21 protein-coding genes and 1 tRNA gene are annotated in these 14580 nt (G+C 70.3%); 5 read left to right on the top strand and 17 right to left on the bottom strand.

The annotated features are described in order from the left end of the window. Positions 1-43 precede the first annotated feature (43 nt). From ASE56_RS08175 to ASE56_RS08165, 3 genes are read right to left on the bottom strand one after another with little or no spacing between them, the layout of a single operon-like run. Positions 44-505, bottom strand: a complete 462-nt coding sequence (locus ASE56_RS08175) for a hypothetical protein (RefSeq protein ID WP_056227094.1) — start codon at positions 503-505, stop codon at positions 44-46. After that, positions 502-1656, bottom strand: a complete 1155-nt coding sequence (locus ASE56_RS08170) for a serine/threonine-protein kinase (RefSeq protein WP_056227092.1) — start codon at positions 1654-1656, stop codon at positions 502-504. Before ASE56_RS08170 ends, ASE56_RS08175 begins: the two co-directional genes overlap by 4 nt. Positions 1657-1687: 31 nt before the next feature. After that, positions 1688-1942 (bottom strand): DUF6458 family protein, encoded by a 255-nt coding sequence (locus ASE56_RS08165; protein ID WP_056227091.1) that lies wholly within the window; start codon positions 1940-1942, stop codon positions 1688-1690. A 109-nt stretch (positions 1943-2051) separates the two neighbouring features. On the opposite strand from ASE56_RS08165, the gene ASE56_RS08160 reads away from it, so the two are divergent. Beyond that, entirely contained in the window at positions 2052-2258 is a 207-nt protein-coding gene (locus ASE56_RS08160) for a DUF2188 domain-containing protein (RefSeq protein ID WP_082450353.1), read from the top strand. Between the two features lie 62 nt (positions 2259-2320). Here ASE56_RS08160 and ASE56_RS08155 read toward each other — a convergent pair. The 8 genes from ASE56_RS08155 to ASE56_RS08125 all read right to left on the bottom strand — a co-directional run bounded on the left by ASE56_RS08155 (position 2321) and on the right by ASE56_RS08125 (position 6419). Further along, positions 2321-2393, bottom strand: a tRNA-Arg gene (locus tag ASE56_RS08155). 91 nt (positions 2394-2484) lie between these two features. Further along, on the bottom strand, positions 2485-2658 hold the full coding sequence (locus tag ASE56_RS16910) for a hypothetical protein (protein WP_156371637.1): 174 nt from the start codon (positions 2656-2658) through the stop codon (positions 2485-2487). Positions 2659-2740: 82 nt separating this feature from the next. Then, the gene (locus ASE56_RS08150; RefSeq protein ID WP_056227087.1) at positions 2741-3190 is read right to left on the bottom strand and encodes a hypothetical protein; all 450 of its coding nucleotides are present in this window, start codon (positions 3188-3190) and stop codon (positions 2741-2743) included. 102 nt (positions 3191-3292) lie between these two features. Then, complete coding sequence (locus tag ASE56_RS08145; protein WP_056227085.1) at positions 3293-3598, bottom strand: hypothetical protein; 306 nt, start codon at positions 3596-3598, stop codon at positions 3293-3295. A 157-nt stretch (positions 3599-3755) separates the two neighbouring features. Beyond that, entirely contained in the window at positions 3756-4925 is a 1170-nt protein-coding gene (locus tag ASE56_RS08140; protein ID WP_056227083.1) for an RtcB family protein, read from the bottom strand. A gap of 340 nt (positions 4926-5265) precedes the next feature. Beyond that, a complete protein-coding gene (locus ASE56_RS08135) occupies positions 5266-5619 on the bottom strand; it encodes a hypothetical protein (protein ID WP_235556951.1) in 354 nt (117 codons plus the stop codon). Positions 5620-5688: 69 nt separating this feature from the next. Then, positions 5689-5868 carry a hypothetical protein gene (locus ASE56_RS08130; RefSeq protein WP_056227079.1) on the bottom strand — a complete coding sequence of 60 codons (180 nt, stop codon included), beginning with the start codon at positions 5866-5868 and terminating at the stop codon, positions 5689-5691. Next, on the bottom strand, positions 5865-6419 hold the full coding sequence (locus ASE56_RS08125; RefSeq protein ID WP_056227077.1) for a MarR family winged helix-turn-helix transcriptional regulator: 555 nt from the start codon (positions 6417-6419) through the stop codon (positions 5865-5867). Before ASE56_RS08125 ends, ASE56_RS08130 begins: the two co-directional genes overlap by 4 nt. A gap of 115 nt (positions 6420-6534) precedes the next feature. Here ASE56_RS08125 and ASE56_RS08120 point away from each other — a divergent pair, with 115 nt between their 5' ends. The 3 genes from ASE56_RS08120 (at position 6535) to ASE56_RS16905 (ending at position 7570) form a co-directional block, all read left to right on the top strand. After that, positions 6535-6915 (top strand): hypothetical protein, encoded by a 381-nt coding sequence (locus ASE56_RS08120; protein WP_056227075.1) that lies wholly within the window; start codon positions 6535-6537, stop codon positions 6913-6915. 1 nt (position 6916) lies between these two features. Then, entirely contained in the window at positions 6917-7249 is a 333-nt protein-coding gene (locus ASE56_RS08115) for a hypothetical protein (protein WP_056227073.1), read from the top strand. A gap of 171 nt (positions 7250-7420) precedes the next feature. After that, complete coding sequence (locus tag ASE56_RS16905) at positions 7421-7570, top strand: hypothetical protein (protein WP_156371635.1); 150 nt, start codon at positions 7421-7423, stop codon at positions 7568-7570. Between the two features lie 3 nt (positions 7571-7573). On the opposite strand, the gene ASE56_RS08110 is transcribed toward ASE56_RS16905, so the two are convergent. The 5 genes from ASE56_RS08110 to ASE56_RS08090 all read right to left on the bottom strand — a co-directional run bounded on the left by ASE56_RS08110 (position 7574) and on the right by ASE56_RS08090 (position 12766). Then, positions 7574-8644 (bottom strand): spore photoproduct lyase family protein, encoded by a 1071-nt coding sequence (locus ASE56_RS08110; RefSeq protein WP_056227071.1) that lies wholly within the window; start codon positions 8642-8644, stop codon positions 7574-7576. 9 nt (positions 8645-8653) lie between these two features. Beyond that, the gene (locus tag ASE56_RS08105; protein WP_056227069.1) at positions 8654-9478 is read right to left on the bottom strand and encodes an Fpg/Nei family DNA glycosylase; all 825 of its coding nucleotides are present in this window, start codon (positions 9476-9478) and stop codon (positions 8654-8656) included. A gap of 2 nt (positions 9479-9480) precedes the next feature. Beyond that, on the bottom strand, positions 9481-10962 hold the full coding sequence (locus tag ASE56_RS08100; protein ID WP_056227067.1) for an NAD(P)/FAD-dependent oxidoreductase: 1482 nt from the start codon (positions 10960-10962) through the stop codon (positions 9481-9483). Then, positions 10959-11462 carry an SRPBCC family protein gene (locus ASE56_RS08095; protein WP_056227065.1) on the bottom strand — a complete coding sequence of 168 codons (504 nt, stop codon included), beginning with the start codon at positions 11460-11462 and terminating at the stop codon, positions 10959-10961. The genes ASE56_RS08100 and ASE56_RS08095 overlap by 4 nt, the downstream gene beginning before the upstream one ends. Positions 11463-11590: 128 nt before the next feature. Continuing rightward, on the bottom strand, positions 11591-12766 hold the full coding sequence (locus ASE56_RS08090) for an ATP-binding protein (RefSeq protein WP_082450352.1): 1176 nt from the start codon (positions 12764-12766) through the stop codon (positions 11591-11593). A 112-nt stretch (positions 12767-12878) separates the two neighbouring features. Between ASE56_RS08090 and ASE56_RS16555 the strand changes: the two genes are divergently transcribed. After that, entirely contained in the window at positions 12879-13163 is a 285-nt protein-coding gene (locus ASE56_RS16555) for a hypothetical protein (protein WP_082450351.1), read from the top strand. 65 nt (positions 13164-13228) lie between these two features. Here ASE56_RS16555 and ASE56_RS08085 read toward each other — a convergent pair whose 3' ends face one another. Continuing rightward, positions 13229-14542, bottom strand: a complete 1314-nt coding sequence (locus ASE56_RS08085; RefSeq protein ID WP_056227063.1) for a hypothetical protein — start codon at positions 14540-14542, stop codon at positions 13229-13231. Between the last annotated feature and the right edge of the window lie 38 nt (positions 14543-14580).

Raw genomic sequence — 14580 nt, 5'->3', positions numbered from 1 at the left:
CGCACGCGTTCGGACCCCCTCGGCCCGGCGGGCGCGAAGCCGATCACCCGTCCTTCTTACCGGGGCCCTTACCGTTGCCGTTGCCCGGCGCCTTGTCGTCTTTGCCGCCCGGCCCCTTGTCGTCGGGGGCGGGCTGCGCCGGCTCGTCGCCGCCGTCGTCGGTCACCGTGTCCTGCGACTGCTCGGGGCTCGGCTCCGTCGTCGGGGTCGGGCTGGGACGGGGGGCGAGAGAGGTGAGGTCGGCGCGGACGGTGGCGATCCGGCTCAGGATGCCGTCGGCCTCCTCCGCCGAGATCTCGCCGGCGTCGCGGCGGGCGCTGACGTCGGCTTCGAGGGCGTCGAGGCTCGCGAGGGCGGAGGCGTAGTCCCCGCTCGAGGCCCGGTCGGCCACCGTCTGCACGTTCTGCTGCCACGCCGTGGGGGTCGCGGCGGGCGGGGTGCACGCGGCGAGCGCGAGGACCCCGGCGAACAGGATTCCGGCGAGGGGAGCGGCACGGCGGATCACGGGGCCACCTCTTTCCAGAGATCGTCCATGTGCTGGTCGAGGGGTTGCGGCAGCGTGGGCAGAGCGGGATCGGACGATGCTCCCGCCCCGCCGAGGGCGACGGCGGTGCCGATGGCGCCCACGGCCAGCAGGACCGCGGCGATCGCCCCGATCACGATCGTGCGTCGCGAGAGCCGGCGGGGCGCCGCGGTCCCCTCGAACCGGGCCGACGGCTCGAAGACCCGTGTGGGGGCCGTGCCGCCGGCAAGAGCGGCGGTCGTCACCGCCGACGGCGGCGTCGACGGCAGGGGCGGGGGGACGGCGACCCCCGAGAGCGTCCTGAGCGCCACGATCAGGCCCGTGGCATCCGGTCTCTCACTCGGCTCGATCGCGGTCATCGTCTCGAGCACCTCGCGCCAGGCCGTCGGGATCTGCGCCGGGATCTCGGGGGGCGAGACGAGGCGTGCTGCCAGGGCCTCGTGCGGCGTCCGCGAGCCGAAGGGGCGCGAGCCGGTCAGCGCTTCGAGGAGCACAAGACCCAGCGCGTACACGTCGCTCGCGGGGGCCGCCGGCATGCCCCGAGCCTGTTCGGGACTGAGGTACGCGGCCGTACCAATCACGGTGTCGGCACGCGTGACCCGTGTCGCCCCGACCAGCGACGCGATGCCGAAGTCGGCGAGCGTGGCCCTCGGGGTCTCGCCCGTGTGGGCGGCCGGGCGGATGAGGATGTTCGACGGCTTGACGTCGCGGTGCACGATGCCCCGCCCGTGGATGACGGCGAACGCCTCGGCGATCTCTCGACCAACGCGGGCGACCTCGGGGCCGGGCAGCGGGCCCCGCGCGATGCGATCCGTCAGGGTGGGGCCCGAGATGAGCTCCATCGCCAGGTAGGCCGGCTGCGCATCGAGCTTGGCGTCGTACAGGGTGACGAGCGAGGGGTGCGACAGCGAGGCGAGGAGCCGGATCTCGGATCGCACGCGGGCGACGTCCGAGGGGTCGGCGCCGTCGCCGTCGATGATCTTGAGGGCGAGCGTGCGCTCGAGCGCGGTGTCGACCGCCTCGTACACCCGGGCGTAGCCGCCTCTGCCGAGGAGGCGCCCGAGACGGTAACGCCCGTCGAACAGATCGTCGACGGCCGGGTCGTAGGCGACGGTGGGGGTGGGTTCGGTCATGATCGTTCTCCGGGGCTCGACCCCGAGGGACTCAGACGAGGTCGTCGTTCGAGGAGCGCGTGGTGGATCGGGTCACCTGCGCGCCCCCTGCTGCTTCGGTGCGGGTGACGGTATCGGTTTGCCGACGGCGCATCAACAGCACCACCCCGATGAGGAAGACCACAACGCCCGCCCCCATCATGATGTAGCCGATCGTGGTGAGGTCGACGAACTCGTTCGGGAGGGTGACCGCGAAGGCGAGGACGGCGCCGATGACGAACAGCGCGATACCGGCTCCGATGCTCATGACAGACCCCTTTCGAAGGTGATCCCACCTTCTCAGCACCCCGCGAAACCCCGAGTGGTCTTGACAACGCCTGTCAAGACGGGGGTGCCGGAGCTCGAAGAGGTGTCCCATGGATGCCATGAGCCAGAACGACGTGACCACCCGATCGAACCGCGGCCAGTGGGAGAACACGGTCGAGGGCCGACCCGAACTGTCGGCGAGCTTCTCGGGCCGAGAGGAGGCGATCGACCAGGGTCGCGCCGTCGCCGACGAACTCGGTTCGCAGCACATCGTCGAAGACGCGGAGCCCACCGGCGTCGTCACCGACGAGGACTGACCCCGGGAGCCACTCCACGCAGACGAAAGGCCGCGATCGAGGTGATCGCGGCCTTCTTCGTGTGCCCCCGACTGGAATCGAACCAGCGACCTTTGGTACCGGAAACCAACGCTCTATCCCCTGAGCTACGGAGGCGGACCGGTCAAGATTAGCACCGCGGCGGGCCCTCCCCCGACCCGCCGGGCGAGCGCCGACGGTCACCGGCGCCCGCCCCGCGGCATCCGGATCACTCGTCGCCGATGACTCCGATGCCCGTCGCCTGGTGGTCGGCGTTCGGGTCGTCCTTGGAGGGGGCCTTCGCCTCTTCGTCGACGTCGTTCTCTTGACTCGGCTTGACCGTGGGGTCGTCGCCGAGGTCGGCGGCGTCGTCGGCCGGGGCGGAGTTCTGCGGGTCGCTCATGGGATTCCCTTCGTCGCGTACCCGCCCAGCCTGGCAAGAGCGCGAGCGGTGGGCACCGGCTTGACCGGAGCGGCCGTCGGGCCTAGCGGCCGAACAGACCCCGCACGCGCCGCCCGACGGACTGGGTCAGCAGCACCTGCCTTCCGTTCACGTCGACCGCGAGCACCGACCCGCCGAGGCCCCCGGCTCGCACGGGCGTCGCCTCTCCGCGGACGTACGCCTCGGCGACGTCGACGTGCACCGCGAGGAGCTGAGCGCTCTGGTCCTTCGAGGTGTTGGCATCCACGATCTGCAGGCGGTGTCCTGTGTCGGTCTCGACCGAGAACCAGCGGGACCCGGGCGTCGACACGACGGCCCAGCGCCCCCCGCGCGAGAAGCGCGCCCAGGCCGCACCGTTGCGCAGCTCGGTCGTGACGTCGAGGTCGGCCTGCGCGATGACGAGCACCTCGAGCATCGCCAGCGCCTCCGCCGCGGTGACGTAGTCGCCGCGGTCGGCACTCAGCCCGCCCCACTCGAACTTGCGCTCGCCCATCTCGCCGCCTTCGCCCTTTTCCTGACCCCGAGCGTAACCCCGGGGACGACAGCGGGGGCCGGCGTCCCCGCGAACCGACGACGCGAGGCGCCCGCGCCGCTCTCAGTCGGGTCTGAGCCGATCGTCGGGGTGCAGGCTCCGCAGCGGGACCGAGCCGTCGACGATCGCCTGGATCGCCCCCGTGCTGACCTCGAGCTCCGCAGAGATCCGGTCGAGATCGGCACCCGACGACACGGCGGAACGCAGGGCGGTCACGGCCGCATCCGAGGTCTCGTCGACGTCGTCGGCCGTGCTCTCGACGAACGCGGCGAGACGAGCCTGAGCGAGACGGATGCACGCGCTCTGCCGTTCTCTGCCGTTGGAGGGGTCGGGACGGTGGTCGATGGTCCGGGCACGATCGGGCGACATGAAACTCCACTCCGGGGGGAAGTGTCCGCCCGCGGGGCTTCGCGAGCTCTTCCCATCGTGCCGAACGGACTCCTGCCCCACATCCCCCGAGCGATGTATCCCACCCCGGCCGAACGGCGGATGCCATGGCTGCGGTGCGGCAGCCATGGCATCCGTCTCAATCGCCCTTCACGTTGACGATCTGGCGCAGCGTGTGCCGGACCGTGACGAGGTCGGCGGCATCGGCCATGACCCGGTCGATCGGCTTGTACGCCTGCGGGATCTCGTCGATGAACGCGTCGGTGTCCCGGTACTCGATCCCCGCCATGGCTTCCCGCAACTGCTCGTGCGTGAAGGTCTTCCGGGCGGCCGACCTCGAGTACTCCCGCCCCGCGCCGTGCGGCGAGGAGTTCAACGCGACAGGGTTGCCGCGCCCCTCGACGACGTACGAGGCGGTGCCCATCGATCCGGGGATGAGCCCGGGGCGACCGGCGTCGGCCATGATCGCGCCCTTGCGCGAGACCCACACCCTCTTGCCGAAGTGCATCTCGGACTCGGTGAAGTTGTGGTGGCAGTTGATCCGCTCGCGCTCGTCGACGTCGGTCCCGAGGAAGCGACCGAGCTGGTTCGCGACGCGGTCCATCATCTCTTCGCGGTTGAGCAGGGCGAAATGCTGCGCCCACCGGAGCTCGCGGATGTATGCCGCGAACTCCGGCGTGCCCTCGACGAGGTAGGCGAGGTCGGGATGCGGAAGCTCGATCCACCACTGCCTCGCCAGGCGCTGTGCGACACCGATGTGGTGCTTCGCGATGCGGTTGCCGATGCCCCGCGACCCGGAGTGCAGGAACATCCACACGTCGTCGATCTCGTCGAGCGAGATCTCGATGAAGTGGTTACCGCTGCCCAGCGACCCGAGCTGGTGCCGCCAGTGACCCGCGTACGAGGCCGGGTCGAACTCGGCCTTCTGCGCCAGCTCTTCGAGCTCGGCGATGCGCGGCTCGGCGGTGACGACGATCTTGCGGTTGTCGCGGCCGGCCGACAGCGGGATGGCGCGCTCGATCTGCTGCCGCAGCTCGGACAGGTCGCGACCGTCGAGGTCGGCGGCCGTGAACTGCGTCTTGACGGCGATCATGCCGCAGCCGATGTCGACGCCGACGGCCGCGGGCATGATCGCCCCGAGCGTCGGGATCACCGATCCGACCGTCGCGCCGAGCCCCAGGTGGGCGTCGGGCATGAGGGCGAGGTGGGGGAAGATGAACGGCATCCGCGACGAGGTGCGTGCCTGCTCGATGGTCTTGTCATCGATCAGGCTCGCCCACGACACGAGTCGTTCGGTGAGCTTCTGCATGGGTCCTTTCCTTCGTGTGGTGCGCTGACGCGCGGGGAGTCGAGCCTCGGGCCGAGGCACTCCCCCACCGATGGAAAGGGAAACGCCCCGACCTGACGGTGCGGGGCGTGAGAAGACGGGTGTCTAGACGACCGGCGCCGGAGGGTACGACGAGGAGAGGAACGGCAGGTAATGCCCCTGCTGCTCCGAACGCAGATCGCGCATGGCGGTCATGGTCTCGTCTTTCCTCGGCTCACCGCGCCGGTCGGCACGGACTTGAGAACATAACGGATGCCACGACTCGGTGACAAGACCCGTGCCGATGTTCACCCGTCGAGGGGCGACCCCTCACCCGTCCCGGCTAAGCCTCGGTGGGCTGATCGAAGTCGTAGTCCAGGGGCTCATCGTCGTCGCTCGCATCGGACTCGACGGCCCGGAGGTGCGGACGAGGGAAGAGACGGTGATCCTTGAGCTCGGCGGCGGCGTGCGAGAAGTCGGGCTCCTCGTCGTGCCACTCCAGCGGAGCGGAGAGCACGTCGTTGCCGACGCCGATGACGAGCTCGGCCTGGGCGACCTTCCTGTCGTCGGTGACGATGGGGATGCTGACGGCCTCGGCCTGACCCTCCTTGGCCACCGCCGCGGTCAACTCGATCAACGACGCCGCGACGTCGTCGGTGGTGATCACTGTCTCGCCGGCATAGGTCACACATCGCATGAGCCCACCCTGACGGGGTGCGCGCGAGGATAGGGGCGGCTTGCCCCCCACGCGGACGTGGGGTACGGGTCAGTCGCGACGCTGCCGCGAACGGAACATGGCCTCGTCGAGCTCGAACCATACCGCGCGGACGGTGTCGAACTCGCCGAAGGGTTCGGGCTGTGGGTCGCTGAGCGACAGGCGGTAGCCGCGAGGCAGATCGTCCACGTGCTGTCCGTCGCGCGGGCCGCCGACGAGCACGTAGATCACGGGGAATCGACCGCCGGGGTCTCGAGGGCGACGCCGTCGACGGCGTCGCTCATGCGGCGGAGGAAAGCCACCACCGCGGCCGACTCGTCGGGCGTCATGTCGATCACGGCCGCGAGCATGCGATCGTGCATGTTGCCGAGGGTCTGCCGCACCTCGGCGTGCGCGCGAGGGGTGGCCTGGATGAAGATGCTGCGGCGGTCGCCCGGGTTCGCGGCACGGGTGATGTGGCCCGAACGCTCCAGGCGGTCGAGGATGGCCGTCGTCGACGCGGTCGACAGCCCGAGATAGCGGGTGAGCTCCCCCGGGCGCACCTGTCGTTCGGCGTCGCGCAACAGGTAGCGCAGGACGAGCAGCTCGTTCTCACCCATCGACATGGAGTCGCGCGTACGACGTCGCATCGCGACCTCGGCGGCGCGATAGATACGGAGAGCTTCGAGTACCGCTTTGCTGCGCTGACGGCGGCCGGCGGGCTCGTCGCCGTACCAGTAGGTCACCTCATCCACGGGCTCGGTGGATGCGGGCCGGTGGGACGCGGTATCGACGTCAGTCATGACACACTCCTCCCGCTCGTCCCCGTGACTATACATCTGAAATAATAGTTAGACAAACTAGTTACTAACCGATTATGTTCTACGTACAGCTAATCGCTTCCGAAGGGAGTACCCCATGGGCCACCTGTACTACGGCACGTCGACCGAGTCGATCCGCATTCCCGATCGCCTGCTGTCGCACCTCAAGGTCGTCATGACCACGAAGCTTCGCCGCAGCGAGAGCTTCACCCTCAGCTGGACCCACGTCGACGGCACTCCCGGACGGTCCACGCTCTGGCTGCAGCCCGCGATTCCGATGCGCTTCGTCTTCGACTCGGCGGAGCCCGAGACGCTGAACGCGACCGTCCTGAAGAACATGGCCGACCTGGCCAACTCCTCCGCCGGACTCGTCGTCGACCTGAATGTCGAGATCCCCACGAGCGACACCGCGCACCGCCCCCAGCCGGCACGGGCAACCGCCCCCGTCCGTCGTCGCACCCTCTCGGCAGCGGCCTGACATGGACACGGCAACTCCCACCGCGCTGGCGACAGCGCGCATCCTCTGGGCCAAGGTCGACACCGGCTTCTGGGTCGCCCACCGCGGCGGCGAGTACTTCGGCTGCGTCGACCAGGTCGCCGGAGGATTCGTCTCACGCGACGCCCACGGCGTCCCGGTCGGCCGATACGACTCCCTCGACACGGCGAAAGCGTCGCTGCGGTCCACCACGCACCCCGCGAACGTCTCGCGCCGCCGCCGCCTCGAGCAGGCGACCGTGCTCACCGCGACCGGTGTGGGCGGCACCGCGTTGGCCCTCGCACTCACCGCCGGCGCCCTGGCGCCGTACCTGTGATCGCCGTGAACGAAGTCGATCTTCGCGACGAGGCCGACGACTTCGAGGATGCCGCCAACGCGGACTTCGCGGAACGATTCGGAACCGCTCCGCTCTGAACCCGTCGACCCCCTGGACACGTCTCGCCGTTCGTGCGAGCGTCGCCCCTGTACGACGACGAAGAGGAGAATCATGACGAATCACGACGGACGCGCGGACGGCGCCCCCGACCAGAACTCGAACGGGGCCGGGAGCGAATCGCCCGACGAAGGCGCCGCGGCTCAGCAGGACGCGGATGACGCGGCCACGACCGACGACTCCCCCACCGGCGACATCGGCTGAAGATCAGAACGCGTAGCGCACGCGGCAGTACGGAAGCTTCCGGGCGATCAGGTCGGTGAGGGCCGCCACGGCTTGGGCCTTCAACGGATGCCGGTACCGCACGTTCACCGCTCCGTTCTGGGACGTCTTCTCTTCTTGCAGCGAGGGCGTCCACAGCAGTTCTTCGCCCCTCGGGTGCCATCCGAGATTCACCTCGTGCAGCCCCTCGTTGTGGGTCAGGAAGATCACCTCGCAGGCCAGTTGCGCCTTCGCGCGCGCGTGGAGAACGGCGTCGAGCTGATCGAACAGCTCCGACCAGTCGGCGAGCCACGTCGGAGTCAGCATCACGGGCGAGAAGTTGACGTGCACCTCGAAGCCCGCGTCGACGAAATCGTTGATCGCCGCGATCCGCTCCCCCATGGGTGACGTCCGCAGGTCGGTGACCTTCGCCGTGGCCGCCGGCATGAGCGAGAACCGGATGCGCGTCCTTCCCGCCGGATCCCAGTCCAGAAGGTCGCGGTTGACGAACTTCGTCGCGAACGACGCCTTGGCGGTCGGCGTCATCCGGAACAGGTCGCAGACGTCGCGGACGTTCTCACTGATCAGCGCGTCGACCGAGCAGTCGCCGTTCTCGCCGATGTCGTAGACCCACGCGTCCGCATCGCACTGATTCGGCTCGGTCTTCGGACCGCGGGCGGCGACGTGCCGCGCCAGGTGCCTGGTGATCTGGTCGATGTTCGCGAAGACCGTGATCGGATTGCTGTACCCCTTGCGCCGCGGAACGTAGCAGTAGCTGCACGCCATCGCGCAACCGTTCGAGAGCGAGGGGGCGATGAAGTCGGCGGAGCGTCCGTTGACCCTGGTCGTCACGCTCTTCTTGACGCCGAGCACGAGGGCCTCGGTCTTGATGCGCACCCACCGCGCGACGTTGCTCTCGTCGCCGTGGACCTCGGGGATCTGCCAGTGCGAGGCGACCGGCACGATGTCGGCCTCGGGCCAGCGCGCGACGATCTCTCGGCCGCGCTCGAGTTCGAGAGCGGCGTCCTCCGCGTAGATGCGGGTGACGCGCAGCAGATTCTCGCGCTCGACGGCCATGCTTCGTTTCTACCCGGAGGTTCCGACATCGGCGGTTCCGGGCATCGGCTGGCACCGCGGGCACCACCAGGTCCGTCGCTGCTCGGGATCGTTCTGCACCTCGTCGCGGACCCGCACCCGGGTTCCGCAGCGCAGGCACGGTCGACCGGCGCGCCCCGCCACCCAGTGCGACGATCCCTTCCGCCGGTCCCCCGTCGTGACCTGGTACATCCCGGGCACTGTCGCCGAGATCCGCAGGCATCGCGCCGCGAGCGCCACGAGCGCGTCGAGATCCGTCGTCCCGATGGGGGCGAAGGGATGGATGCCGCGCAGAAAGGCGAGCTCGTTCACCCAGAGGTTGCCGAGACCGGCGACCGCCGTCTGGTCGAGGAGGGCCGCGACGAAGGGCCGGTCGGGGCGCATCGAGAGTCGACGGGCCGCCTCGGCGGCATCCCAGTCCTCGCGCAGCGGGTCGGGACCCAGGTATCCGATCGCATCGCTCTCGCGCGCGGTGGGGACGAACTCCACGACGGGGAGGTCGAGGCCCCACACCTCCCGCCCGTCGTCGAGCCGCATGCGCACGCGCGCCGTCTCGCGCACCGCTCGGGGAAGCGCGCGACCCGGCCGGGTGATCGTCCAGCTGCCCTGCATGCGCAGGTGGGTGTGGAGGGTCGATCCATCGTCGAAACGCGTGAGCAGATGCTTGCCGTGGGTGTCGTACCCCTCGATGCGGAGCCCCGCGAGGGATCGACCGGCGGCGTTCCCCGACCGCACCTCCCCGTCGCGCACCGCCGCACCGAGAGTGGCCGCCTCGAGCCGCCGGCGGAGTCGGTAGACGCTGTCGCCCTCGGGCACGGCTAGGGAGCCGTGGCGTGCAGCTGGTCGGCGCGGGGAGCGAGGTCGGGGCGCAGGCGCGTGCCGAACTCGCGCCGGAGCGCACTGAGAGCGGCCTGCCACCCGGCAAGGCCATGGACCCCCGGACCCGGACTCGTCGACGACGAACACAGGTACACGCCCTTCATCGGCGTGCGCCAGGGGTCGGGACTGTAGACCGGTCGGCCCAGAAGCTGGGCGAGGGTCGGGGCCCCGGCCGAGATGTCACCGCCGGGGAAGTTGGGGTTCCACGCCGCGATGTCGACCGCGGTCCGCGACGACGTGGCCAGCACGGTGTCGCGGAAGCCCGGCGCGAAGCGCTCGATCTGGCGGACGACGGCCTCTTCCCGGTCGGCGGGGCTGCCCGAGGGCACGTGCGTGTACGCCCAGAGGACGTGCTTCCCCTCGGGCGCGCGGGTGGGGTCGAACAGCGTGGGCTGAGCGGCCAGGACGTACGGGGCGTCGGGGAGATCACCGCGGGCCACCGCGTTTTCGGCCGCCGCGATCTCGGCGCGGGTCCCGCCGATGTGCACGGTTCCCGCACGCGCGACGTCGGCGTGGGCCCACGGCACCGGGTCGGAGAGGGCGAAGTCGACCTTGGCGACACCACCGCCGTAGCGGAACCTCTCGAGCGCGTGGCGGTAAGCCGACGGCATCCGGTCTCCGGTGAGCCGGATGAGCGATCGCGGGTTCGTGTCGAGGAGCACCGCGCGGGCCGGGGGCAGCTCGTCGAGGGAGGTCACCTCGACGCCCGCGTGCAGCACTCCCCCGTGCGCACGGATGTCGTCGATCATCGCGTCGGCGATCGACTGGCTTCCGCCGACCGGAATGGGCCAGCCGCGCCCGTGACCGTACGTGGCGAGCACCAGACCCGCGCCGCCCGCGGCGATGCTGGGCTGGTGCAGGATCGTGTGCGCCGAGACGCCGGTGATCATGCTCGGCGCGACCTCGTCGCGGAAGCGCGCGTTCCACCACGGACCGCCCTGCTCGAGAGCGCGGATGCCGAAGAAGAAGGCCGCGAGGGGATCGCCGGGGACGCGCAGCAGCGCGTTGCCCGTGAAGTCGGCGACCCCGCGCAGGTGATCGACGAGGGGACGCATGAGGCGCTCGTACGCCGGTCCGTCGACCCCGAGCGCCTCGGCGGCCCGGGCGAGGTCGCGATAGGCCAGACCCGCACGCCCTCGGTCGAGGGGGTGGGCGTACGACACCTCGGGTACGACGAAGGGCACACGACGGGCGAGACCGAACTCGCGGAAGAACCAGGACTCCAGGGCCAGGGGGTGCACGGCGGATCCGACGTCGTGCCGGAAACCGGGCAGGGTCAACTCGGCGGTCGACGCGGCTCCGCCGAACGAGGAGGACTTCTCGTACACGGCGACCGACAGGCCCGCGCGGGCCAGCGTGACGGCCGCGGCCAGGCCGTTCGGGCCGGAGCCGACGATGATCGCGTCGTAGCTCTCGCTCATCGGTCGATCGGCTCCTTCTCGGCGGTGGACTCATGGCCGAGGGCCGCCGGACCGACGCGCGTGCCGGGGGCTCCCCCCTCGGCGAGGTAGGCCAGGCGGTGCAGGGTCTCGGCGTTGCGGTAGCGCGTGATCGCGTCGAAGACCGTGTCGGGCAGGAGCGTCGTGGGGCCGGTGACGGGCTCCTCCTGGATGCGGACGACGCAGCGGTCTCCGCGAGCCTTCACGTCGATCGCGACGCGGGCGACGCCGATGGGTCCCCCGTGCGGCTCGAGCACGGCCCGTCGGGGCGGGTCCCACTCGCGCATCACGGTGGTGTCGTCGACGACCAGTGGCCACGGGCCGAAGGAGTGGTGGAGCGTCGACCCCTCGGCGGGCCAGGAGTCGGCGACATCGCGCATGCGCGAGGTGCCCACCACCCACAGGGGGTAGAGCCACCCGTTCGCGAGCACCCGGAAGACGTCGTCGGGCGTGCAGTGCATCAGGCGCACGTTGCGGGCCATGGGCGTTCCTCCTCGGCATCCGGGACCGGCGGCGGAGCACCCGGTGGCCTCCGCGACACGGCCCACGCTACGGCCCCGCTCGGACACCCGTCGCGGTGGTTGCGCCCCGGCGCGTCGCCCGGTAACGCTCAGGCCGCTGCGGGCAGCACGAACCAGGCGCGGGTTCCGCCCGACGGAGAGGCATCGAGCCCGATCGACCCGTGGTGGGCCTCGACGATCCGCCGGCAGGTGGCCAGACCGATGCCGATCCCCTGCACCTCGGCGCCGTGCCCGCGCTGCATGGGCTCGAACACGCGGTCGCGCAGCTCGGGGGCGACGGCGTCGCCGTTGTCATCGACGGTCACGCGCCACCCGTCGGGAAGCTCTTCGACGCTGACGGTGATGCGCGGGACCTTCTCGGCCGCAACCGTGAACTTCACCGCGTTGGCGATGAGGTTCTGCAACAGGACGCGCAGGAGAGTGTCATCGGCGTCGACGACCGTGGCGTCCTCGACGGTGACCTCCGCCCCCGTGTCCACCAGAGCCCCGTCGAGGTCTTCGAGCACCGCGTCGACGGTGTCGGCGACGTCGACCCGGGTCACGTGCGGGCGCGCACCGCCCATGCGCGCGAAGTCGAGCAGGTCGGTGACCATCGACGTCATGCGACCCGCCGCCGCTTCGGCGCGGGCGAGCGACTGCGCGGCGCGCGGCGCGTCGACCATCTCGGGACTGTCGGCGGCGAGCTCGAGGAAGCCCGCGAGAGCGGTGAGGGGGTTCCGGAGGTCGTGGCTCACCTGGACGGCGAACTGCTCGAGCTGCGCGTTCGACTCCAGCAGGTCGCGCTGGCTGCGGCGCAGTTCGAGAACGTCGATCACCTGGTGCGCGAGCAGGTCGAGGGCTCGACTGCTGGCATCCGACAGCTCCCCGACCTTGGTGTCGAACACGCAGAGCGTGCCGATCGCCACCCCCGCCGGGGTGATGAGCGGACTCGAGGCGTAGAAGCGCGTGTAGGCGATCTCGCCGGTGACGAAGGCGTTCTGCGCAAAGCGCGGGTCGAGGCGGGCGTCGGGGACGACGACGCGGCCGGGAGTGCTGATGACCGCCGCGCACATCGAGTCCTCGCGCGCGCACGACGCGGCCTGGATGCCGACGGCCGCGACCTGATGCTGCATGCGGTCGTCGATGATGTTGATCACCGCGGTGGGGACGTCGCACACCGTGGCCGCGAGCTCGACGAGCCCCTGCAGATCGGGCTCCGACGGCTCGCCGATGAGGCGGTATTGCGCGATCGCCTCGCGGCGCGTCACATCGTGCGCGGTGGACACATCGACCCCTCGTCGTCGGATTCCCCGAAAGCCTAGCGGCCCACGGCTACACCGCGGCGGACTGATCGGGAAGGGGCTCGCGCGGGTCGGCCGCAGCGCGCAGAGTCGGGAAATGAGCACACCGAGCGTCCCCCAGGCCCCGTCCGACCCCTCGCAGCCCGCCCCCGCGGAGCCCACCGCCCCGAACCCCGCCGAGCCGCTGGCCCCGACCCCCACCGAGCCGACCATCCCCCTCCCGCCCGAGACCGAACCGGCACCCGCCGGCGCCGCCGATCCGTCGGCCGGGGCGTTCGCGCGCACCGAAGAGGACTCGGCCGGACCGGCGGAGATGGATGCCGACAACGCCGCGGAACAGGATGTGATCGACGCCGTCGATCCCGGCGGACAGCCCGACTGACGACTCCCGAAACGATGGAGGGACGGCGCCGAACGGCACCGCCCCTCTGTCGTGTCAGCGTCGGATCACGGGTTTCCGCGGGTCCACAGCAGGAGGATCGCCACGGCCTGGAGCACGAGGCATCCCACCAGGATCGCCGTGCGACGCCGCGGCGTCGACGACCACCGTTCATCACCCATGAGCGGCGCCATCGGCATGAGCAGACGGAACGTGCTCTGCTGCGGCAGGAACACCGCGAAGATGTAGACGCCGTAGCTGAAGCCGTACGCCACCACCATGAGACCGAGCTTGCGGACCGGCCGCGACCACATGAGAGCCGCGAAGGCGACGATCAGCGCGATCACGAGGATGATGCCGACCACGCCGAGGTGCGTTCCCGCCTGGCGGAACCACGGGGTGAAGGGCGTGAACTCGTCGTTGCCGACGTAGTCGAGCCACCAGCCGAGCTCGGTGCGAATGTAGGCGTTGTGGGTTCCGGTGACGTACTGGGCGATGTGGTTCCACGACAGGCCCGCCGCGGCGATGACGAGACCGGATGCCATGAGCGAGGCCCACTCGCGCACCGGGAACGGATCGACCTTGCGGCGGAAGAAGCGCACGAGGAACACGATGCCCAGGGCGAGACCCAGAGCCAGGACTCCCGGACGCGTGTACGCCGTGATGAGCCCGATCGGCAGGATCCAGAGGTAGCGCCGCTTGATGGCGAGCAGCATGCCCGCGAACATCAGCAGCATGAACAGGCCCTCGCTGTAGCCGATCACGAAGAGGAACGACATCGGCGCGAAGGAGAAGAACACGACCGCCCACCACGCGGGCTGGGGCTTGGTGACCGTGCGCAGGAGGACGAACAGCAACCAGGTGGCGCCGAGGCTCGCACCGAGGCTCAAGAGCACGGCGACCGGCTGCCACCCCAGACCGGTGGCACCCGAGAGCACCCGCACCATCGTGGGGAACACGGGCAGGAACGCCCAGTTGTTCGGCAGGATGTCGCCCGAGACGTTCATCGGCAGCGACATGGGGTAGCCCTGCGCGGCGATCTGACCGTAGCGGTCGGCATCCCACCCGGTGAGGTAGTCCCAGAAGGTGCCGAGACGCTCGCCGTCGGGACCGAAGCCCCAGCGGGCCGCCTTGGCGATCGAGTAGAAGCCCCACAGCATGCCGAAGTTGACCACGCGGGCGATGGCCCACAGGATCAGGACTTTCGTGAACGCGCCCCGCTCGACGGGGACGATGCCCTCGGGCGTGCGAAGGACGTCGTGCCCGTACTGGGCGAGGGCACGACCGAGGCGCGAATCGCGCAGACGATCGAGTCGACGCTGTCGCCCGATGACGGGGGACGGGCGTGTCGCGGGGGCAAGCTCGCTCGGCGGTGCGCTCACTCGGAACCTTTCACGGGGGAAGACATGGGCGAGTGACG

Origin of the sequence: Microbacterium sp. Leaf203, from assembly GCF_001421275.1 — a bacterium.
GTDB lineage: Bacteria > Actinomycetota > Actinomycetes > Actinomycetales > Microbacteriaceae > Microbacterium > Microbacterium testaceum_A.
This window is presented reverse-complemented; position numbering and strand designations above follow the sequence as displayed.

Excerpts from the sequence above, each read along its gene's own strand:
- ASE56_RS08170 (WP_056227092.1), bottom strand. The coding sequence starts at position 1,656 with ATGACCGAACCCACCCCCACCGTCGCCTACGACCCGGCCGTCGACGAT.
- ASE56_RS08165 (WP_056227091.1), bottom strand. The coding sequence starts at position 1,942 with ATGAGCATCGGAGCCGGTATCGCGCTGTTCGTCATCGGCGCCGTCCTC.
- ASE56_RS08160 (WP_082450353.1), top strand. The coding sequence starts at position 2,052 with ATGGATGCCATGAGCCAGAACGACGTGACCACCCGATCGAACCGCGGC.
- ASE56_RS16910 (WP_156371637.1), bottom strand. The coding sequence starts at position 2,658 with ATGAGCGACCCGCAGAACTCCGCCCCGGCCGACGACGCCGCCGACCTC.
- ASE56_RS08150 (WP_056227087.1), bottom strand. The coding sequence starts at position 3,190 with ATGGGCGAGCGCAAGTTCGAGTGGGGCGGGCTGAGTGCCGACCGCGGC.
- ASE56_RS08145 (WP_056227085.1), bottom strand. The coding sequence starts at position 3,598 with ATGTCGCCCGATCGTGCCCGGACCATCGACCACCGTCCCGACCCCTCC.
- ASE56_RS08140 (WP_056227083.1), bottom strand. The coding sequence starts at position 4,925 with ATGCAGAAGCTCACCGAACGACTCGTGTCGTGGGCGAGCCTGATCGAT.
- ASE56_RS08135 (WP_235556951.1), bottom strand. The coding sequence starts at position 5,619 with ATGCGATGTGTGACCTATGCCGGCGAGACAGTGATCACCACCGACGAC.
- ASE56_RS08125 (WP_056227077.1), bottom strand. The coding sequence starts at position 6,419 with ATGACTGACGTCGATACCGCGTCCCACCGGCCCGCATCCACCGAGCCC.
- ASE56_RS08120 (WP_056227075.1), top strand. The coding sequence starts at position 6,535 with ATGGGCCACCTGTACTACGGCACGTCGACCGAGTCGATCCGCATTCCC.
- ASE56_RS08115 (WP_056227073.1), top strand. The coding sequence starts at position 6,917 with ATGGACACGGCAACTCCCACCGCGCTGGCGACAGCGCGCATCCTCTGG.
- ASE56_RS16905 (WP_156371635.1), top strand. The coding sequence starts at position 7,421 with ATGACGAATCACGACGGACGCGCGGACGGCGCCCCCGACCAGAACTCG.
- ASE56_RS08110 (WP_056227071.1), bottom strand. The coding sequence starts at position 8,644 with ATGGCCGTCGAGCGCGAGAATCTGCTGCGCGTCACCCGCATCTACGCG.
- ASE56_RS08100 (WP_056227067.1), bottom strand. The coding sequence starts at position 10,962 with ATGAGCGAGAGCTACGACGCGATCATCGTCGGCTCCGGCCCGAACGGC.
- ASE56_RS08095 (WP_056227065.1), bottom strand. The coding sequence starts at position 11,462 with ATGGCCCGCAACGTGCGCCTGATGCACTGCACGCCCGACGACGTCTTC.
- ASE56_RS16555 (WP_082450351.1), top strand. The coding sequence starts at position 12,879 with ATGAGCACACCGAGCGTCCCCCAGGCCCCGTCCGACCCCTCGCAGCCC.